Annotated in this window: 15 protein-coding genes; 11 read left to right on the plus strand and 4 right to left on the minus strand. The window is 45.7% G+C overall.

The window, feature by feature from the left end:
* Window positions 1-53 precede the first annotated feature (53 nt).
* From ACHUFW_RS12065 to ACHUFW_RS12085, 5 genes are all read left to right on the plus strand, one after another.
* Complete coding sequence (locus tag ACHUFW_RS12065) at window positions 54-467, plus strand: YjfI family protein (protein WP_179025622.1); 414 nt, start codon at window positions 54-56, stop codon at window positions 465-467.
* Between the two features lie 27 nt (window positions 468-494).
* Complete coding sequence (locus tag ACHUFW_RS12070) at window positions 495-1,181, plus strand: PspA/IM30 family protein (RefSeq protein ID WP_394203358.1); 687 nt, start codon at window positions 495-497, stop codon at window positions 1,179-1,181.
* Window positions 1,182-1,277: 96 nt separating this feature from the next.
* Window positions 1,278-1,931: a hypothetical protein gene (locus ACHUFW_RS12075; RefSeq protein ID WP_394203360.1), complete on the plus strand. Its 654-nt coding sequence runs from the start codon at window positions 1,278-1,280 to the stop codon at window positions 1,929-1,931.
* A gap of 41 nt (window positions 1,932-1,972) precedes the next feature.
* Window positions 1,973-2,305, plus strand: coding sequence for a hypothetical protein (locus ACHUFW_RS12080; protein ID WP_394203362.1), 333 nt, complete (start codon window positions 1,973-1,975; stop codon window positions 2,303-2,305).
* A gap of 38 nt (window positions 2,306-2,343) precedes the next feature.
* Window positions 2,344-3,141, plus strand: coding sequence for an ion transporter (locus ACHUFW_RS12085; protein ID WP_394203363.1), 798 nt, complete (start codon window positions 2,344-2,346; stop codon window positions 3,139-3,141).
* A 31-nt stretch (window positions 3,142-3,172) separates the two neighbouring features.
* Here the strand turns inward: ACHUFW_RS12085 and ACHUFW_RS12090 are convergent, their stop codons facing one another.
* Window positions 3,173-4,663 carry a CYTH domain-containing protein gene (locus ACHUFW_RS12090; protein WP_394203364.1) on the minus strand — a complete coding sequence of 497 codons (1,491 nt, stop codon included), beginning with the start codon at window positions 4,661-4,663 and terminating at the stop codon, window positions 3,173-3,175.
* Window positions 4,664-4,917: 254 nt separating this feature from the next.
* Here ACHUFW_RS12090 and ACHUFW_RS12095 point away from each other — a divergent pair, with 254 nt between their 5' ends.
* The 6 genes from ACHUFW_RS12095 (at window position 4,918) to ACHUFW_RS12120 (ending at window position 15,673) form a co-directional block, all read left to right on the plus strand.
* The gene (locus ACHUFW_RS12095) at window positions 4,918-5,598 is read left to right on the plus strand and encodes a TIGR00153 family protein (RefSeq protein WP_394203366.1); all 681 of its coding nucleotides are present in this window, start codon (window positions 4,918-4,920) and stop codon (window positions 5,596-5,598) included.
* 24 nt (window positions 5,599-5,622) lie between these two features.
* On the plus strand, window positions 5,623-6,891 hold the full coding sequence (locus ACHUFW_RS12100) for an inorganic phosphate transporter (RefSeq protein WP_394203367.1): 1,269 nt from the start codon (window positions 5,623-5,625) through the stop codon (window positions 6,889-6,891).
* Between the two features lie 221 nt (window positions 6,892-7,112).
* Entirely contained in the window at window positions 7,113-7,688 is a 576-nt protein-coding gene (locus ACHUFW_RS12105) for a TIGR04211 family SH3 domain-containing protein (protein ID WP_394203369.1), read from the plus strand.
* A gap of 296 nt (window positions 7,689-7,984) precedes the next feature.
* Entirely contained in the window at window positions 7,985-11,164 is a 3,180-nt protein-coding gene (gene putA / locus ACHUFW_RS12110; protein WP_394203371.1) for a bifunctional proline dehydrogenase/L-glutamate gamma-semialdehyde dehydrogenase PutA, read from the plus strand.
* Window positions 11,165-11,471: 307 nt separating this feature from the next.
* Window positions 11,472-13,355: a methyl-accepting chemotaxis protein gene (locus ACHUFW_RS12115; RefSeq protein WP_394203373.1), complete on the plus strand. Its 1,884-nt coding sequence runs from the start codon at window positions 11,472-11,474 to the stop codon at window positions 13,353-13,355.
* A 425-nt stretch (window positions 13,356-13,780) separates the two neighbouring features.
* The gene (locus tag ACHUFW_RS12120; RefSeq protein WP_394203375.1) at window positions 13,781-15,673 is read left to right on the plus strand and encodes a methyl-accepting chemotaxis protein; all 1,893 of its coding nucleotides are present in this window, start codon (window positions 13,781-13,783) and stop codon (window positions 15,671-15,673) included.
* A 184-nt stretch (window positions 15,674-15,857) separates the two neighbouring features.
* Here ACHUFW_RS12120 and cydC read toward each other — a convergent pair whose 3' ends face one another.
* From cydC to ACHUFW_RS12135, 3 genes are all read right to left on the minus strand, one after another.
* Window positions 15,858-17,642 (minus strand): heme ABC transporter ATP-binding protein/permease CydC, encoded by a 1,785-nt coding sequence (gene cydC / locus ACHUFW_RS12125; protein WP_394203377.1) that lies wholly within the window; start codon window positions 17,640-17,642, stop codon window positions 15,858-15,860.
* Window positions 17,642-19,417: a heme ABC transporter permease/ATP-binding protein CydD gene (gene cydD, locus ACHUFW_RS12130; protein ID WP_394203379.1), complete on the minus strand. Its 1,776-nt coding sequence runs from the start codon at window positions 19,415-19,417 to the stop codon at window positions 17,642-17,644. The genes cydC and cydD overlap by 1 nt, the downstream gene beginning before the upstream one ends.
* Window positions 19,418-19,621: 204 nt before the next feature.
* A complete protein-coding gene (locus ACHUFW_RS12135) occupies window positions 19,622-19,924 on the minus strand; it encodes a DUF3622 domain-containing protein (RefSeq protein ID WP_394203381.1) in 303 nt (100 codons plus the stop codon).
* Window positions 19,925-20,292: the final 368 nt, after the last annotated feature.

Below are 20,292 nucleotides of genomic sequence, written 5' to 3' on the forward strand. Positions count from 1 at the left end.
TATGTCGAGCTGTTATCTTTAATCGCAGACATAATATGTCAAAGAGGACAAGTATGAACATTCACACTATTGCCAATCACCTAAACGATCTTGGTGACAACAGCCACACAGGCTTTCAGTTCGACTGCTACCCAATTGATGGGGAAGTGGAAGTATTACAGGTTAACGTGGTTGGCCGAGAAGAGATCCCCGTATTTGTTTCTGTGACTGACAATCAAGTGCTATGCATCTCCTACCTGTGGGGCGAAGATGAAGTCAAGCAGGAGCGTCGTGCGGAAATGTTTGAAACCATGTTGGAACTCAACATTCCAATGCCATTGTCATCTTTCGCTAAAGTCGATGATAAATATGTGGTTTATGGTGCGCTTTCAGTGCACTCAAGCATGCAAGAGATTGAACAAGAACTCTCGGTGCTATCGGATAACTGTCTTGAAGTCATTGACGAACTCGTCGACTTTTTGCAGTAACAGTTTCAATATTAAGGAGCCAAAATTATGGGTATTCTAAATAAGATCTTGACCGCATTTCGCGGCGGTGCAACCGAAGTGGGTCAAAGCATTGTTGATGCTAATTCAACGCGTATCTTCGAACAAGAAATTCGCGATGCAGAAAAGCACCTAACCAAAGCAAAGCGTGAATTAACCGATGTCATGGCCAAAGAGATGCAAGCCAGCCGTGAAGTCGACCGCCTAAAGCGTTCTATCACTGAGCATGAAGGTTATGCCACTCAAGCGCTAGAGCAAGGTAACGAAGCCTTAGCACTGGAAGTCGCAGAAAAAATCGCTCAGCTTGACAGTGAGCTTGCCGAGCAGCAGTCAGCTAACGACAGTTTCAGTGCCCATGCTGCAAGACTAAAAGATTTAGTTAAAAAGACTGAGCGTCAATTGGCAGATTATCAACGCCAATTAAGCATGGTAAAGACCACTGAAAGTGTTCAAAAGGCAACGGCGACCATCACGGACTCATTTGCTAGCAGTAACTCTAAGTTACTTAATGCTAAAGACTCTTTAGAGCGTATCAAGGCACGTCAGCAACAGTTTGATGACCGTATGCAAGCATCTGAAGCACTCGCTGAAGAGAACAGTGACAAGTCATTACAAGCTAAGCTAGCCGAAGCGGGTATTGGCGAGCAGAAAACCAATGCTAATGCCGTACTAGATCGCCTTAAAGCACGTAAGTAAGCATCACCGCTTTAAGTGATGGTTTGTTACCTAATAGCACCTTTAGGGCTCCCTAAAGGTGCTTTCGTGTTAAATGCGTTATTTTCGGAGTGATTTATGGGATTTCTAAAAAGTATTTTTGGCAAAAAAGAGCAACCTAAACGTCAACTCAACCATGTGTCTCACCTACAAGTTGGCGATATGATCTCGCTCGATGACAGCTTTGCCCTCCCCCCAGCGCTTCGCGGACAACAGTTACGTGTAGAAGCAATTAACACCTATGAATACCAGCGCAGTCAACGCAGTGAGTGGGTATTAAAAGGACACAGCAATGACACCATCTTCCTCAGCCTAGATGAAGATGATGAAAGCTACCTAAGCCTATCAATCAAAATCCCTCGTTCCATCGTCGAGCAACTGTTTGACCTCGATGAGTTTAGTGTTATTTTTGAAGAAGATGACACTGCCCAGCTAGTCACTTTGCCGCTAGAAGGTGAGATTCAGTCCCAATATGGGCAGTGGCTCGGAAAACAATATCACCAACATCAGTTCGCGCAATTTGGCTACTTCCACCGCCAAGATTACCGAGGCATGAAGCCACCTCAAGACAGCCATGGGGCAACAGGCGAACCCTTTGAAGCATATCTCTTGTTAGATGATGAAGAGAAAAGTGCGGTTGAAGTAGAAGTCTACGAAGGCGGTGAAACTGATGTGATGCTCACTTTATATCGCCCCTTGACCGATATACGTGACTTTTGGCCAGGCGAATAATAACAGCTCGGCTAAAAGCGACCAGATAGCAAGGAAGTACCATGAGTAATAAAAAAGCGCCAATGCCCGAGCAATGGGCGCAAAACCAAAAAGCAGCCAAGGCGACCCAAGTAGCCTTTGATTTAGATGAAAAATTTCAGTATTCCATTCGCAAAGCTGCGCTTGATGCTGGGGTCAGTCCATCAGATCAAATTCGAACTATCTTGGGCCTGAACGTAACCAAACGCCCTAAACGCCCAAGGCTCACTGTTTCACTTAATGCAGATGATTATCGGCAACTGGCTGAAAAATACGGCTTAGATCCAAATGCACAGTTAGAGATAAAAAAGCGAGTACTGGACGACTTGATCCATTTTGGCGATGATAATAGCTAAAAGCAGCGACTAAGCGGCATCAGGGAGTATCGGATATCATGGCAAATAAACGTAGCTGGCTATTTCACGTTGAAGAGGCACCTAGCCCATTTGAAATAGCAATGATGGTATTATCATTGATCTCAGTTATCGTGGTATTGATGATTAGTTTCGGTTCGTTTGACAGTGAAACCAATCGGTTGTTGATGATCATCGATGCCTGTATATGTACCATCTTTATCAGTTACTTCTTCATTCGGCTATTTCAAGCTGATGACAAAAAGCTGTACTTCAAACACCACTGGATAGATTTAGTTGCCAGCATTCCGGCGATTGAACCATTGCGGATGGCGCGAATATTTCAGGTACTGCGGATTATTCGCCTGTTACGCATGACCCAGTCTCTCATTGGCCCCTTGCTCAAACAGCGTCGCCAAGCCACTGTGGCCAGCCTTTTGCTTGCCACAGTGACCATTTTAACCATGTCATCGATTATGATCCTCATTATCGAAAACGGTGTACCAGGCGCTAACATTCAAACCGCTGAAGATGCGCTGTGGTGGTCATTAGTGACGATATCTACTGTGGGTTATGGTGATTTTTATCCCGTTACGGGTGCTGGACACTTTGTTGGTGGTTTAGTGATCGTATGTGGTGTCAGCTTTTTCGGTGTAATTTCCGGTTATATGGCATCACTGTTTATTGCCCCTGACGAGTCAGAAAAGCTTGAAAGCCAAAGCAAAGAAATTAAATCTGAGCTTGAACAGGCATTGATGAGAATGGAAAAAAACCAGCTAATTCTGCTATCTGAAATTGAACAGCTTAATAAAAAAGTCCATGATTTAGAAAAGCGATAGGGGCTAGCCTATCGCTTCTTTACAAATGAGATTATCGCCAGTAAGGATTGTTTTGTAGCGCACTTCGACGTGAGTGCTCCATGGCAAACAGCAAGCTTTCTTGCTTGTTTTGCAGCCAATCTTCAATATTCCACGGCTGATCTTTTTGTAGTTCTCGCAACGTCCGATAGGCTGCGAGAGAGCGAATCCCCAACAACAAATCTTGCCACGGTGCCCTAAATTGATCGCGATCTTTAGCAGCATAAAGCTCACCATAGGCAACACCAACGAAGACACTTTCATCTAACGCACGAGCAAATGCTTGGTAATCTTGGCTACTTAAATCTCGTTCGGCGGGCACCATTTTGATGATCCGCTGCCACGACGCTTCTTGCATTTCATCAGCAAAATCACGTAACGGAATCTCGTTATTGAAATGCCTTTTTCCAGCTTGATAATCAAATAGCTGTTGTACTAACGCTAATTGTAATTGACCATAAAACTGATGATTTAATAACGCCTCTATTTGCTCAGGAATCGCCATCGTTTGTATTTGGCGTTCGACCTGCTTGGCAATGGACTCAGCCTCAGGTAATTTTGCAATCAAGCTGTTATTGTTGTCGGTGATAGCCGCTAAGCTTAATCCTTGCTCAACAAACTCAAGGTGCTGCTCAATCTCTTCAAACCATGTGGTTAAACTTGCTTGGTCTTGACCAAACTGCTCTAACGTCCGGCGTAACAGGCGAATACAAGCCCGTAAACGATAACTTAATAACGGTAACTGCTCTGGATTGGCAAAAGCATCTAACAACATATTCTCTAGAATTTGCCAACGTTCAATACCTGTTGCCAGCAAGGAGATAAAGGTCTGTTTAAGATTCGCCTCTGGCTTTAAGGAAATAAAGGTCAGCGCTTCTAAACTCAAAGGACTTGCCTTGGCACTTAATCGATACCCGCGCTGCGCCTTACTGGCACGACCAAGACGCACCGGAATTTGTTTAGCAACTTGCTGACCTAACGATAATAAAGCACTGGGCTCACCCGCCAACAATTCAAACTCAATTTCACAGATTGGCTCTTGCTGCTCATCAACCGATATTTGCCCCATATCAATTGCCACTTCAACTAAGCTATCTTCGATGTAGATATGCCACTTGCTACGATAAAAATCGGTACTAAATAGCGGTTTCAGCTGCGCTTGGAGTGCGGCGATATCAAGGCCTTGAGGCCAGATTTCTGTTGGGAAAAGCGCCAAATCAAGTTGATCACTGGCTAGCGCCACATTGTACTCAGGCCGGCTATGGACACCACCAACGACTTGACCTTGAGTCTTTATCGTTTGCTCAAACTTTCCATCACAACCGCGGATCCGCAGTCCCATATCCCAGCGACGTAACTGCAAATCATCACTATCATAATAACAATTAGATAATAACTGTTTCTGCCCTTTGTGCTCACTATGGGGTAAGCTATCGAGAAACGTGGTTAATGCGTGTTGTTGTGTAGATGGGAAAAACAGTTTCAGTTCAATCTCGGCTTCCATTCGCCTCATACTCGCTTAGTTATGTGGCCGGGCAAGGCCTGTAATGAATAATTCATTATAATTTAATTTAAAGTTCACAATGTAATATTACTGTCATAAAACAGCATTAGGATTGCGCTTTAAAGTTAATATATAACTCGATAGAATAAAAACTGCTCGTTTTTATACAAAAACACAGTTTCTTTACGCGGTCGCTTGGGTTAACATGCGCCCGCATTTTCCAACAGTGGAATAACCTAAATAGGTACACGGCAATGCCAGTAAACTCTATTTTGGGCGTGTTTGCAAAATCGCCAATTAAGCCTCTTCAAGAGCATATAGATAAAGTGCACTCTTGTGCATCAATACTCGTTCCATTTTTCGAAGCTACGGCTAAGAACGATTGGGATAAAGCTGTCCAACTTCGTAAGCAAATTAGCATTGCGGAACGGGAAGCCGATGAACTCAAACGAGAGATTCGTCTGACCCTCCCTGGTGGTTTGTTTATGCCAGTTGAACGAACTGACTTACTGGAGCTATTAACCCAGCAAGATAAAATCGCTAACAAGGCGAAAGACATTTCTGGCCGAATCGTTGGCCGTCAATTGCAGGTCCCTGCAGCTATTCATGATCCATTTATCGCTTACCTTACTCGCTGTATTGATGCAGTGACACAGGCAAAACAAGCAATCAATGAACTCGATGACCTTCTAGAAACAGGTTTTCGTGGTCGTGAAGTAGACCTAGTCGCAAAGATGATCGCTGAACTCGACAAGATTGAAGAGGACACCGATGATCTACAAATCAAGATTCGTCGACAGTTGTTTAGCATTGAAGGTGAGCTAAATCCTGTGGATGTAATGTTCCTTTACAAGATTATTGAGTGGGTTGGTGATTTAGCAGATCTTGCTGAACGCGTTGGTTCCCGCTTAGAGCTGATGCTAGCTCGCGTCTAAACAACAAGTAATCAAGGTATCAACATGGTTGATGTATTAGTCACCAACGGCCCCGTGCTTATTGCAATTGCGGCCGCATTTGGTTTTTTAATGGCATGGGGTATTGGCGCGAACGACGTTGCTAATGCAATGGGAACCTCAGTAGGTTCAAATGCTATTACGATTAAACAAGCGATCATCATTGCGATGATTTTCGAGTTCGCCGGTGCATATTTGGCCGGTGGCGAAGTCACCAGCACTATTCGTAAGGGTATTATTGATTCAGCATATTTTGTTGATTCGCCCGAACTGCTCGTCTACGGCATGATTGCAGCACTACTTGCTGCAGGTATCTGGTTGGTATTGGCTTCAGCATTGGGCTGGCCAGTTTCTACCACTCACTCTATTATCGGCGCCATTGTTGGTTTTGCTGCGGTAGGTGTGGGTACTGAAGCCGTTGAATGGGGTAAAGTATTAGGTATTGTTGGCTCTTGGGTTGTCACCCCCGCCATTTCCGGCTTCATTGCTTTTATGTTGTTCCAAAGCACCCAGAAGTTGATTTTCAATACTGATTCACCACTAGAAAACGCAAAACGCTACGTACCGTTTTACATGGCATTTGCAGGCTTTGTGATGTCACTTGTGACTATCACCAAAGGTCTAAAACATGTCGGTTTGCACTTCTCTACGGCGCAAGCGTATGGTCTAGCCGCTGTTGTTGCTGTGCTCGTCGGTATTGGCGGTATGGTAGCAATTAAGCGCCTTAAGATGCCAGCTGCAGCTGATCAACAAACTCAGTTTGGTAATGTTGAGAAAGTGTTCGCCATCTTAATGGTTGTCACCGCATGTTGTATGGCATTTGCGCACGGCTCAAACGATGTTGCTAACGCAATTGGTCCACTAGCTGCGGTTGTTTCAGTAGTAGAAAGTGGCGGTACTATTGGTGCTAAAGCCGCGCTAGCATGGTGGATTCTGCCATTAGGTGCTGTTGGTATTGTTATGGGTCTAGCCATCTTTGGTAAGCGCGTAATGCAAACCATCGGTAAGAACATTACTCACCTAACACCAAGCCGCGGTTTTGCTGCTGAACTTGCTGCTGCATCAACGGTAGTTATTGCTTCAGGTACAGGTCTACCTATTTCAACCACTCAAACCTTAGTGGGTGCGGTACTGGGTGTTGGTATGGCACGCGGTATTGCTGCAATCAATATCGGTGTAGTACGTAATATTGTGGTTTCTTGGGTCATTACCCTACCTGCAGGTGCTGGTTTATCTATCATGTTCTTCTTCATGATTAAAGGCATCTTTGGTTAAAGCTAACCAAATCTGCAAAAAAGGAAGCCTATGGCTTCCTTTTTTATTTGCCGCTTACCTTAGCGGCTAGCGACGAATTATCCCAGTCCAGCATATTTCGCCCTGCCAATTTATTATCCGCGCAAAACGCTGCTTAGCACCACTGTAAGCACATCTAATACTTGCAAAAGCCACCTCAAATCCCTAGCATGTGGCTATATTTCGTTGACGAGAATTCATAAGTGTTAAGACTCTTAGCTTTAGTAGTAATGATGCTACTGTCCCCATCCTTATTGGCTGAAGGCCAAACACGTTATATTGCCGACAAAGTTTATCTTTACCTTCATGGTGGTCCAGGTACTCAATACCGTATCTTAGGCAGTGTAGAAGCAGGTCAGCCGATCACTTATTTAGGTGAAGAGCAAGGTGACTATGCAAAAATCATTGACCACAAAGGGCGCGAAGGTTGGGTTGTTGCTGATTTAATTAGCAGTGAAAAAAGTTTCCGGGTACAGCTACCTGAAGTACAAGCAGAGCTAACCTCTGTTAAATCGCAGCTGGATGAATTAACCCAAGCAAGCAGTGGCGATGCTGAGCAAATTAGTCAATTACGAGCGCAGCTGGCACAAAGTAACCAAGCATTAGAACAAGCAAGCAATGAACGTGATAGTGCCACTCGCCAATTGGCCAACCTTAAAAATGACGAACGCTTCGAGTTCTTGAAGCAAGGCGGCATGATAGCCGGTGCAGGTTTATTAGTTGGTTTAATTTTGGCCTATATCCCTCGCCCACGCCGACGTCAAAAAAATCGTTGGTAAACAGCATAATAATTATTTAAAAAAGCCAGCATTTAATACGCTGGCTTTTTTATTGCTAATTTAGCAATCCCTCATCCAGCCACACTTTGGTCACCTTCTGGACCGATGAGATCAAACAAAAGTCACATAACGATTCACAATGGTGTTCCTCATCACATTTTGGATGTATAATCGGCGCGCGCAAGGTGCAAGATTGTATACAAAAACAAAACCAATACGGTTAACAAAGCATCTGACATCTATTTTGTTCAAGCAAAAACTGTCCCTTTTTATAGGTCCAGGTGGAAGTGATAACTATGTTTAAAGCAAGTGAAGTTCTAACTGGTCGTTACGACTCAGCAAGCCTTGATGAGCTCTTTCAAGCCATCACCGATAACTATATTGTCGATGAAGAGCAATACTTATCAGAACTGATTAAACTCGTTCCTTCAACTGATGAAGAAATTGACCGCGTCACCGCAAGAGCTCATGAATTAGTGGGCAAGGTACGCCAGTATGACAAGAAAGGATTAATGGTGGGTATTGATGCATTCTTGCAACAATACAGCCTAGAGACACAAGAAGGTATTATCCTAATGTGTCTAGCCGAAGCCCTACTTCGTATTCCTGATTCAGCCACCGCTGATGCGCTAATTGAAGATAAACTATCAGGCGCAAAATGGGACGAACATATTAGCCAAAGTGATTCAACGCTTGTTAACGCGTCCACTTGGGGATTAATGCTTACGGGTAAAGTCGTCACCTTAGATAAGAGCATCAACGGTAAGCCAAGTAGCCTGCTCAACCGGTTAGTAAACCGCGTTGGTGAGCCTATTATTCGTCAAGCAATGCTTGCAGCAATGAAGATCATGGGCAAACAGTTTGTGCTTGGACGCACCATTCAAGAAGCATTAAAGAACAGCGTCGATAAGCGTAAGTTAGGCTACACCCATAGTTACGACATGCTAGGTGAAGCGGCACTAACGAAAAAAGATGCCGAGCAGTACTTCAATGATTATTCCAATGCCATTGCGGCATTAGGTGCACAAGAATACGACGAGAATGATGCCCCGAGACCAACCATCTCCATCAAGCTTTCTGCCTTGCACCCTCGTTATGAAGTCGCCAATGAAGACCGTACATTAACCGAATTGTATGACACCTTAATCAAGCTTATTTCTCAAGCACGCAGCTTGAATGTGGGTGTATCAATCGATGCTGAAGAGATGGATCGCCTTGAACTGTCTTTGAAGCTGTTCAAGCGCCTATATCAATCAGATGCAGCGAAGGGCTGGGGATTGTTAGGTATCGTGGTCCAAGCCTACTCAAAACGCGCCCTGCCAGTGCTTTGCTGGTTAACTAAACTGGCCAAAGAACAAGGCGATGAAATCCCGCTACGTTTGGTAAAAGGGGCTTACTGGGATAGTGAATTAAAGTGGTCGCAAGAAAACGGTGAAGGTGGCTATCCACTGTATACCCGTAAAGCGGGTACCGATGTCTCTTACCTCGCTTGTGCACGATTCCTGTTATCAGATGCAACCCGCGGTGCGATATACCCTCAGTTTGCCAGCCATAACGCGCAAACTGTTGCCAGCATTACCAACATGGCCGGAGATCGTAACTACGAGTTCCAACGCCTACATGGTATGGGTGAAGAGCTTTACGACACGATTTTAGCTGAAAGTGGCGTGACCAATGTGCGTATCTATGCCCCAGTTGGTGCCCATAAAGACCTATTACCCTATTTAGTTCGTCGCCTACTTGAAAATGGGGCCAATACCTCATTTGTTCACAAGTTAGTTGACCCTAAAACCCCCATTGAGTCACTGGTGGTTCACCCACTAACGACATTAAGAAAGTACAAAACCCTAGCCAATAATAAAATTGTACAACCCGCCGACATTTTCGGTGAGGAGCGTAAGAACTCTAAGGGACTAAACATGAACATCTTATCTGAATCTCAACCCTTCTTTGCCGCATTAGAAAAGTATAAAGACACGCAATGGCAAGCAGGTCCGCTAGTCAATGGCGAAACCTTAGATGGTGAAATCCATGAAGTTGTTAGCCCATTTGATACCACAAAAGTTGTTGGTAAAGTTGCATTTGCAAATAACCAAGCTGTCGAGCATGCACTAGCAAGTGCTGATGCGGCGTTTGCTAGCTGGTGTCGTACTCCGGTCGAAACCCGCGCGAATGCGCTACAAAAGCTAGCAGATCTACTAGAAGAAAACCGTGAAGAGTTAATTGCCCTTTGTACACGCGAAGCCGGCAAGAGCCTTCAAGATGGTATCGATGAGGTTCGTGAAGCGGTTGATTTCTGTCGTTTCTACGCCGTAGAAGCGAAGAAGATGATGGCACAACCTGAACTATTGCCTGGCCCAACAGGTGAGCTTAATGAGCTGTTCCTTCAAGGGCGTGGTGTGTTCGTTTGTATTAGCCCATGGAACTTCCCACTTGCTATTTTCCTCGGTCAAGTCACTGCTGCTCTGGCAGCGGGTAATACCGTTGTAGCTAAGCCTGCGGAACAGACTTCAATTGTGGGATATCGCGCAGTGCAACTGGCTCATGAAGCGGGTATTCCAAAAGACGTGCTGCAATTCCTACCTGGCACCGGCGCGACAGTGGGTGCAGCTATCACGGCTGACGAGCGCATCGGTGGTGTATGTTTTACCGGCTCAACAGGCACCGCTAAGCGCATTAACTTGACCTTAGCACAACGCGAAGGCGCTATTATTCCACTCATTGCTGAAACCGGTGGTCAAAACGCCATGGTGGTTGACTCAACATCACAACCTGAGCAGGTAGTACAAGATGTGGTGTCATCGTCATTTACCAGTGCAGGTCAACGTTGTTCTGCCTTACGTGTGTTATTCCTACAAGAAGATATTGCCGACCGCGTGCTTGATGTCATGCAAGGTGCGATGGATGAGCTTAGCATTGGTGATCCAAGCCTAGTGAAAACCGATGTAGGCCCAGTTATTGATGCCACAGCAAAAGCCAACCTTAATGCACACATCGATCACATTAAGCAGGTGGGTAAACTGTTAAAGCAGGTTGCCCTGCCCGCTGGCACTGATAATGGCCATTTTGTCGCTCCGACCGCTGTCGAAATCGACTCAATTAAAGTCCTAGAAAAAGAGCACTTCGGACCTATCCTACATGTGATCCGTTATAAAGCCTCGGAACTTGAGCAAGTCATCGACGAAATCAACAGCACCGGTTTTGGACTCACTTTGGGGATCCATAGCCGTAACGAAGGTCATGCATTAAGCGTGGCTGATAAAGTGAATGTGGGTAATGTCTACATCAACCGTAACCAAATTGGTGCCGTGGTAGGTGTACAGCCATTTGGCGGCCAAGGTTTATCAGGTACAGGCCCTAAAGCTGGCGGTCCACACTACCTCACTCGATTTATCACTGAGAAAACCCGCACTAACAACATTACAGCGATAGGCGGTAACGCAACGCTATTATCACTTGGTGACAGTGAAGACTAATTTTTACTGATGAAAAAAGCCCACTTAAGGTGGGCTTTTTTGTGGGCAAATTAAATTTTTTTAGCTGAAAAAATAAACTACATCATTTTTCAACTGATGTATTTGACCTACATAGGTTTTTACTAAATTAGCACCAACAAGCAGACTAACCCACCTTATACACACTTGTCTATTTTGTGATCTAGCGCGCTTTCATTTGTTTTTTGCCACAGCTATACTCCGCCGGCATGAAATAATGAGGGAACGAACCGCGTATACAAGCGAAAACATGCATTGATATTAACCTTTGTTCGTGAGTATACATTCAATGCGTTTCACCATTAAACATAAGATTCAGCTAGCCCTGTTAGCCGTTATTGTGGTCATTAGCAGTGTGCAAGCTTACCTTTCTATTTCTCGTTTAGCCGAAGAAACAGAAAGCCATATTAGCCAACGTTTTGATGCTTTAGCCCAAAGTACCAGCGCCAATATTGAAAGCTGGCTTGCGGCTAAATCGCAAATCCTAACAAGTAACCAGTCTATTATCGCTAGCACGTCAGATGTTGAGCGTGAACTGCTCGTGAGCCAACACGCCGGTGGCTTTATCTACTTGTATGCCGGTCTAGAAAGCGGCGATATTGTCTATGGTGACAAAACCATGGAGTGGCCCGAAGGCTATGATCCACGAACACGCCCTTGGTATCGGCTTGCTATTAATCAAACTGAATTAGCACTGACAAAACCCTACCGCGATGTGACCGGTGAAATTGTCGTCACTATGGCACAGTCATTTTCTGGTGCGCAACGAGGCGTTGTGGCCGCTGATCTCAGTCTTAACTATATCAGCGAGCAAATCAGCAACTTGAACATTGAAAATCAGGGTTTTGCATTCATCTTAGATCAGGACAATCGCGTACTTGCTGCAGTTAACAGTCAGCTAGTACAGCAACCTGCTACGCAGTTATTTACCGAATTACAGGCTAACCAAGTGAACAACTTGGTTGTGCAAGATAATATCGTCACCTTGACCTCAGCCAATGATAACCAGCCCTATCTTGCCCATTTGTCTAAACTGGGTGATACCGGTTGGACACTTGGCGTGGTTGAGAAAAAGTCTTTGGTCTATCAATCGATAAACAGCCAAACTCAGCAGCTTCTAATCACCATTGCGATACTCGGTGGCTTAATTCTGGCGATTGCGACATTCAGTATTAATCGCATGTTTGCGCCTTTACATCAGCTCACTGACGCGGTTGAAAAGCTCAGCCAAGGCCATGGTGATTTAACCCAACGCTTTGCCGCTGATAAAAACGATGAGATTGGTGATTTAGAAAAGCACATGAACACCTTCTTGCAATCATTACAAGAGATGGTGAGTCATATTACCGAAGACACTCACGCCTTGATCACCCAGATCCAGCACTCAGCTCAGCTGACCCAGCAGACAAATCAAGGGATCAGTGCGCAGCACCAAGATGTCGACCAAATAGCCACGGCTATTCATGAGATGTCAGCTACCGCGAATGAAGTGGCTAACCATGCAGAAATGACCGCCAACGCGGCTCAAAATAGCAGTGAAGCTTCTGCAGCGGGCACCAACATCATCAATCAGAGTAACGAGTCGATTCAGCATCTGTCTCAGCAACTGCAACAAGCAGCGACAGAAGTCAGCACCTTAGAAAATAATGCCGCTGAGATTCACACGATTTTGTCTACCATTCAGTCGATTGCTGAGCAAACAAACTTACTCGCACTCAATGCCGCGATTGAAGCAGCCCGCGCTGGCGAGCAAGGTCGAGGCTTTGCGGTGGTCGCTGATGAAGTCAGAGTGCTCAGCCACCGCACCCAAGACTCAACAGAAGAGATACGTAATATGATTGCGACCCTTCAACAAAATAGTCAACAAGCCGTGGCATCGATGCATGCTAGCACAGACTTAGCACAACAAAGCGTCGACTACTCAGCGCAAGCTCAGGCCAGCTTAGAAGAGATTAGTCAGTCGATTGAAGAAATATCGGATATGGCAACCCAAATTGCCAGCGCCGCTGAAGAGCAGCGAGCGGTATCAGAAGATATCAACCGCAATACACAAGCTATCAGTGATGTATCCCATGAACTGGCATCACAAACGCAAAGTGTCAGTGAAAGTACCCAAACGATGTTGGCCACGTCAGAGCAAGTGAGCCAACGGTTACGTTTATTTAAGATCTAATCGCTCAACGCAGCGCCCATTCACTGTTGGTGTATGGGCGCTAACTGATCCATGCGCTACCATCATCATCCACCTTCGCAGCCAAGCCCATTACCTACCGCTTCTTTTAGCAACCGAACAGTTGCCAACTAACCTCTTGCTAACCGCCCCTCTTGCCAGCTACCTATCTTGCAAACCAGCTCTCTTGCAAACTGCTGCCAAACGCTAACAAAACGTAAATAGCTACACTGAATTGAAGCCCATTTGTAAGCAAAACCTATCGCTTAAGTTACGCCACGGAAATAGCGTCGATTCAAGTTCAAAAAAACAGCATTGGCACATGTTTACCCCAATCAAATTCTGTATAGTCTGGCGCTCATTTGTCTGTGAAAAACTCAATACCCTAACTTCAGCTCGCAGCTGTTCATTAACCTGATAATAGCCCCATGACTTTAACCATTAAACACAAAATTCAGCTAGCCATCTTGGCCATTTGCGCCATCACTAGCATCATCCAAGCTTGGATTTCGATCACTCAGTTACAGCAAGAAACCGCTGCAGCCATTAGCGCTAATGTGACAGAAACCAGTCGAGCGACCAGCTTTTATGTCAGTGATTGGCTACAGCAGCGTCAGGCCATTTTTGAGGCTAACGAAGCCACTATTTCATCAGACAAAGAAACCATTGCAGAGCTTACCCAAACCTTAAATGCAGCCGGCTTTATGTCGATATTTGTCGGCCGACAAGATGGCAGCCTCACCTACGTCAATCAACAAGGGCATCAAGTCGTTAATGTCGATCCTCGCAGCCGACCTTGGTACCACCAGGCACAACAACATCATGCCATGATCACAACTGAACCCTATATTGATGTGGAAACCGGCAGTAGCGTGGTGACACTGGCAAAGGCGTTCAACCAAACAAGCCAAGGCGTCATGGGAGCAGATCTACAGATCGATCAAATTGCTGCAAACGTGGCTCAGCTTCAAATTGACAACCAAGGCGCAGCTTTCCTGATTGACGGCAACAATAAAATCCTCGCCCATGAAAACCGTCAGTTACTCAACCGCGCAGCGACGGAGCTAGACAGGCAACTTAGCCCGCAGAATATTCAACAAATGCGCCAAACCCAGCAGTTAGAGACAGTGCTATGGCGCAACTCAGGTCAACAAAAACTTCTGCAGTTAACCCCCATTGCTGGCACCAACTGGACCTTGGGCATAGTACAAGATAAACAACTAGCATTTGCCTCGGTTGATGAACAGATCTGGGATATCTTACTGTCGAGTCTGATTATGGTGATTATTGTCAATTTACTCGCCAGTATCGCCATCAATCATATGTTTAAGCCACTCAGTGAACTCACTGTAGCCGTGGCAGCGCTTGCAGAGGGTAAAGGCGATTTAACCCATAGATTTAGGGTCAAGCGCGCTGATGAGATAGGCCAGTTGTCTTTGCATATGAACCTGTTTCTGCAAACATTGCAAAAAATGGTGCAAGCCATCAATCAAGATACCCAGCGGCTCAATGATAAAATAGATCACACCGCCAGCACGGCCAATCAAGCCAATGCTGGCGTCGCCAAACAACATGATGAGCTCACCCAAATTGCCACGGCAACTCGGCAGATGTCAGCCACCGCCAATGAAGTTGCAGGTCACGCTGAATCCACCGCTAATGCCGCCAAGCAATCAGCACAATACTGCCTTGAAGGTGGTGAAGTGATTGAGCAAAGCGCTAAATCTATTGAGCAACTTTCAAGTCAACTCAATGATACCTCTGAGGTGATTATCAATTTAGAGCAGCATACTGCCGCCATTGAGCATATTCTGCAAACCATTCAGTCGGTGGCCGAGCAAACCAACCTACTTGCACTTAATGCAGCGATTGAAGCGGCACGCGCAGGAGAGCAAGGCCGCGGCTTCGCTGTGGTGGCCGATGAAGTGCGAGTCCTCAGCCATCGCACTCAAGACTCAACCGAAGAGATTCGAACCATGATAGCCACGCTACAGCAAACCAGCCAACAAGCTGTCGAAGCGGTAGTATCAAGCACCCAAACTGCCGACAATAGTGTGCTGCTAGCACAACAAGCTCAACAAAGCTTAGATAAAATTACTCAATCGATCACCGACATTGCCGATATGGCTATCCATATTGCCAGCGCCGCTGAACAACAGCGGGCAGCATCGGGTGATATCAGCCGTAATACCCAAGAAATCAATCAAGTCTCTAATGAGATTGCAGTGCAAACCCAAGACGTGAGTGATAATGCGCAAGCGATGCTCGTGACCTCTGCCGACCTCAACCGTCACGTATCACGCTTTAAAATTAGCGAGTAAACAATCCACCTTTTGAAAAAGGTGGTTTAGGGCTGAAAACAAAAAGGGCACCTTAAGGTGCCCTTTCATTACTTAACTTGAACTTGGGATAATGAGATTGAAAACGCTATAACTTTTAATGCCTTGTACAATCTAAGCCAGCAGTTTTTCTATTTATCTGTTATTTAATTATCCCTAATTCAGGTTATTTAGCTAAGCGCTGGTGTAAACCAGCATAGTAAGCATTATTGTCCAGTAACTGCTGATGTGTCCCTTGGTCAACAATATGTCCCTGCTCCATTAAGCACACACGGTCCATTTGCGCCAATGCAGTAAGGCGATGGCATATCATTAACACGGTTTTATCCTTAGCAAACTCAAATAAGGTACTGAGGATCTCACGTTCAGTACGCTTATCTAGCCCTTCTGTTGGCTCATCAAGTAACAAGATAGGCGTATCTCTGAGTAACGCTCGCGCCACACCAATCCTTCTGGCCTCTCCACCTGAGAGCTGACGGCCACCCTCACCAATCCAGTTATCCAATGGCTGCTCACCTTGCAGTAAATTACTCAAGCCGACCTTTTCTAATACGGCAATCAATTTAGCATCATTGGCCTTGCGGGCTTCGATACGCGCTTTGCGCTTCATATCAGGGCGAATACCAGTATCGAATTGCGCTAAGGTTAAATTATCCCTTAACGTGCCCGCAAACAGATATATCCTTTGGCTCACGACCGTCATCGCATCGCGCAGAGCCGCTTCACTGTATTGCTCAATATCACGTCCATCGAGCTGGATCTGTCCTTGCTGCGCCTGCCATTCACGGGTTAACAAGGATACCGTACTCGACTTACCACAACCGGTTTGTCCAAGTAAGGCCACTTTCTCGCCTGCTTTTATCGACAAAGATAAGCCTTTTAAGACGCTTTTATTCGCTTGATAGCCAAAGTTGATCTCCTTTATTGCTATCTCACCGCGCTTAACCACATGTGTCGCTGATGCATCAAATTGAATTTGGCTGGTTTTATCCACCACAGCGCTCACCCGCTGTGCCGCTTGCACACAGGCTGATAGATGCTGAAATGCTGCGGTGATCGGCATTAACATTTCAATGGTGGCTAATGTCATAAACACCACCATCGCCAGCATTGGGCCCGGTGGCGTGTGTTGTCCCACGCCAAAAGCGGCTAAATACAGCATCATTACCACTGCGGCACCATGGCATAACACCAACAATGCTTGGCTGAGTGCGGTCACTTTATTCATCATGGATTGACTAGTAAAAATCGCTTGCTCTGCGTTATCTAGCCGTTGACGATAGCGTGATAATGCCGCAAATAATGTCAACTCAGCACTGCCATCAATATACTCCAGCAATAGCACCCGGTATTGACGCTTACTCTCAACCATCTGCTTACCTGGTTGACGGCCTAAATAATAGAAAAGTACCGGTAAAACCAACCAAACAACTAATAGCGCACTACAAAGGGCGATAGCCAAATCTGCATCAATCCAGCCTAAAAACAGATATAACGCCCCGATCATAAGCAGCGATGCCGCCATCGGGGTTAATAAGCGTAAATAGAGATGATCTAAGGTATCAATATCGGCGACCAAACGATTGAGCAGATCACCGTGTCGCACGCCTTTCATATCAGCCGGTGTTAACGGTAATAGTCGCTGCCAAGTCCAACTGCGCAGCTCGGTCAATAGCTTAAAAGTGGCTTCATGGGTCGCTAAACGCTCACCATATCGACTCGCGGTACGTGCTATCGATAAAAAACGCACGCCACCAGCAGGAGTGAAATAATTAAAAGCTTGAGCGGTTGCCACACTTAACCCCGCCACAGCGGTAGCTGACAAAAACCAACCTGATAATGACAACAAGCCGATTCCCGCCATTAAGGTTGTTAAGCTTAACAACAACCCCGTCGCCATCATTAACCACTGGCGTCGAAACAGTTTTAAAAAAGGTAGTAAAACTCGCATTAGCTTGCCTCCCCTTGCTGCTGACCTAAGAGGGTAGCAAATAGCCCAGGCTGTTGGCTTAACTCATCAAAACCGCCCCGTTGCACTATACGGCCCGCATCCAACACCCAAATGGCATCCACTTTGGCAAGCTCATCAATTTTGTGGGTAACCATCACACAACTGGCATTGTCCATCACCTGCTCGAGTGCCGTCATTACCGCCTGCTCGCTTTCACTATCTAAGCTAGCGGTAGGCTCATCAAGCACATAGACGTTGGCGTTTTGTGCCAACGCACGGGCTAAACACAAGCGTTGTGCTTGGCCAACTGAGACCCCGGCACTTTGCTCGCCAATTTCACTGTCGATACCGTGTGGCAGACTATTTACAAAGTCAGCCACCTGAGCTTGTTGGAGCCGATGTTGAATTTGCTCAGCAGACAACGCTGGGTTACCTAATCTGATATTGTCAGCAATTGAGCCATGAAATAACTGCGGATTTTGTCCAAGCCAAGCAAGCTGTTGGCGCCACTGGCCTAAGTCACATTGACTCAGCTCAACACCGTTAACCTGTAAGCTGCCTTTATAGGGTAAAAAGCCTAATAAGGCATTGAGCAAACTTGATTTGCCAGCGCCGCTAGGCCCCACTAAAGCGATGTGCTGGCCACTTTCAATATCAAAGTCTATCGGGCCAAGTAACTCAGTGCCATCCATACTCAATACCCGCAATTGTTTCGCTGATATCGAGACGGGCTTATCTAAGGGTATCGGCACCGTTTGCGTGGGTTTGTCATCAGCTGCGACTTGATATTCTAGCAAGGTTTTAAGTGCTTCAGCGGCACCAATAGCTTGGGCCTTAGCATGATAATGGGTGCCCATGTCTCGCAGAGGCTGATAAAACTCTGGCGCCAATATCAATACGAACAGACCAGTAAATAGAGTTAAACCGACACCATAATGGCCAAAGTTAAGATGGTCGAGATAACTAAAACCAAAATAGACCGCCAATACTGCGATAGATACTGCGGCGAAAAACTCCAATACCGCCGAGCTTAAAAATGCCATCCTCAACACCGACATGGTTCGGCTACGAAACTCTTCCGATGCCGACTCAATGGCACTCACTTCCGCCTGGCCCTGATTAAACAGCTTAATGGTGGATAACCCTTTCAAGCGGTCCATAAAATGACCGCTAAGCTGCGCCAATGCGCTAAAGTTTTTGCGGTTTGCATCGGCAGCGCCCATGCCCACTAAAATCATAAACATGGGAATAAGTGGCGCAGTGGCTAAAAGAACCAATCCCGCTGCCCAGTTGATCGGAAATACCACAACTAAAATAGTCATTGGCACAAAGCCAGCAATCAGCATTTGCGGCAGGTACTTGCCATAGAAATCATGTAAATCTTCGACTTGCTCTAAAACAATACTCGCCCAACTCCCCGCCGGTTTGCCTTTGATGTAAGCCGGGCCAAGCTCGGTCAATTTATCCAGAACAGCACGGCGAACGTCTTGACGTAAGCGCTGCCCCGCCACAAAACTTATGCGCTCTCGGGCATAGGCTAAAAAAGCCCTAAGCAGAATTAGCGCCAATAAAGCATAAAAGTAGTTGGTGAATTCATTGACACTGCGGTCCTCCATGATGAATCCATGGAGCATAGTTGCTAACAGATAAGCCTGAGCCACCAGAGAAAAACCAGTGAGCACGCCTAAAAGTACGGTGAGATTGAGATAGATACCACAAGCTCCTTTACGCTGCTTAAGCCAACGTGTCAGGACTTTTTCTAACGACTTATCCATGAAACTCCAGAGCTGATATAGCAATCGCTGAAGTATCGCAGGCATTGGCGCGAGAATAAACTGTGGGTGGTGTAAATGTTAGGAGACTCACAAAAATTGAGCTAGATCAATTTTTACGTGACCGCTGTGACAAAAAAGGCCACATAAAATGTGACCTTTTAATTAATATAATAGAGCGCTTAAGTTATTGCTAACTTACGCCGGTTACTCAAAATCATCAGCGCCATCACGGGCATCGCGCCACGCTTGTGCTTCACGCTCTTTTTTAATCAATGCTTCGGTGCGCTCACCGCGTGCTTTGGCTTTGCGATCATTACGCTCAACTAGGCCTTCTAAAAAAGATTGCAGTGCTTGCTCTGCCCAGTCCTGTGCTTGTTGCTCAGTCTCAAAACCTGCTTGCTCTTTAGAAACAATGGTTTTACGCGCCGTCATACGACGAGTAATTTGTCCAGCCCAACTGCCATCAACTTCGACAACACGTAGATCGTATTTTTTGCTTTTTAACATGGTGGTGATCCTATCAGATAAACGACATAGATCATTCAAATCACGTTAATAAACGCAGTTGATATCGATGTCTTGCTCAACAAAGAAAATAGTCACTATTTTCCAAAGAGCGCGTATTGTAGTCAGCTGTTAAAAAAACTCAATCATTGAAAGCGCAAAATGGCTAAATTGTACAAAATAAATGCAGTCATGCTGTCTAAAGTAGCCGTCAGCGATAGCAAATAATAATATCTACAGCACAATATGCCCAAGATAACACCACAAAATGGGTGATATTTCACCTTTGCTTACAGATTTCGTAGCGCTTTGTCAGTAGATCCTGTAACCTGCACGCCCCCTAGCCATGCTGGCTAGCTCCCTGAAGAGAC

Source organism: Shewanella waksmanii, from assembly GCF_043643685.1.
GTDB classification, from domain to species: domain Bacteria; phylum Pseudomonadota; class Gammaproteobacteria; order Enterobacterales; family Shewanellaceae; genus Shewanella; species Shewanella waksmanii_A.

Excerpts from the sequence above, each read along its gene's own strand:
- ACHUFW_RS12065 (WP_179025622.1), top strand. The coding sequence starts at position 54 with ATGAACATTCACACTATTGCCAATCACCTAAACGATCTTGGTGACAAC.
- ACHUFW_RS12070 (WP_394203358.1), top strand. The coding sequence starts at position 495 with ATGGGTATTCTAAATAAGATCTTGACCGCATTTCGCGGCGGTGCAACC.
- ACHUFW_RS12075 (WP_394203360.1), top strand. The coding sequence starts at position 1,278 with ATGGGATTTCTAAAAAGTATTTTTGGCAAAAAAGAGCAACCTAAACGT.
- ACHUFW_RS12080 (WP_394203362.1), top strand. The coding sequence starts at position 1,973 with ATGAGTAATAAAAAAGCGCCAATGCCCGAGCAATGGGCGCAAAACCAA.
- ACHUFW_RS12085 (WP_394203363.1), top strand. The coding sequence starts at position 2,344 with ATGGCAAATAAACGTAGCTGGCTATTTCACGTTGAAGAGGCACCTAGC.
- ACHUFW_RS12090 (WP_394203364.1), bottom strand. The coding sequence starts at position 4,663 with ATGGAAGCCGAGATTGAACTGAAACTGTTTTTCCCATCTACACAACAA.
- ACHUFW_RS12095 (WP_394203366.1), top strand. The coding sequence starts at position 4,918 with ATGCCAGTAAACTCTATTTTGGGCGTGTTTGCAAAATCGCCAATTAAG.
- ACHUFW_RS12100 (WP_394203367.1), top strand. The coding sequence starts at position 5,623 with ATGGTTGATGTATTAGTCACCAACGGCCCCGTGCTTATTGCAATTGCG.
- putA (WP_394203371.1), top strand. The coding sequence starts at position 7,985 with ATGTTTAAAGCAAGTGAAGTTCTAACTGGTCGTTACGACTCAGCAAGC.
- ACHUFW_RS12115 (WP_394203373.1), top strand. The coding sequence starts at position 11,472 with ATGCGTTTCACCATTAAACATAAGATTCAGCTAGCCCTGTTAGCCGTT.
- ACHUFW_RS12120 (WP_394203375.1), top strand. The coding sequence starts at position 13,781 with ATGACTTTAACCATTAAACACAAAATTCAGCTAGCCATCTTGGCCATT.
- cydC (WP_394203377.1), bottom strand. The coding sequence starts at position 17,642 with ATGCGAGTTTTACTACCTTTTTTAAAACTGTTTCGACGCCAGTGGTTA.
- cydD (WP_394203379.1), bottom strand. The coding sequence starts at position 19,417 with ATGGATAAGTCGTTAGAAAAAGTCCTGACACGTTGGCTTAAGCAGCGT.
- ACHUFW_RS12135 (WP_394203381.1), bottom strand. The coding sequence starts at position 19,924 with ATGTTAAAAAGCAAAAAATACGATCTACGTGTTGTCGAAGTTGATGGC.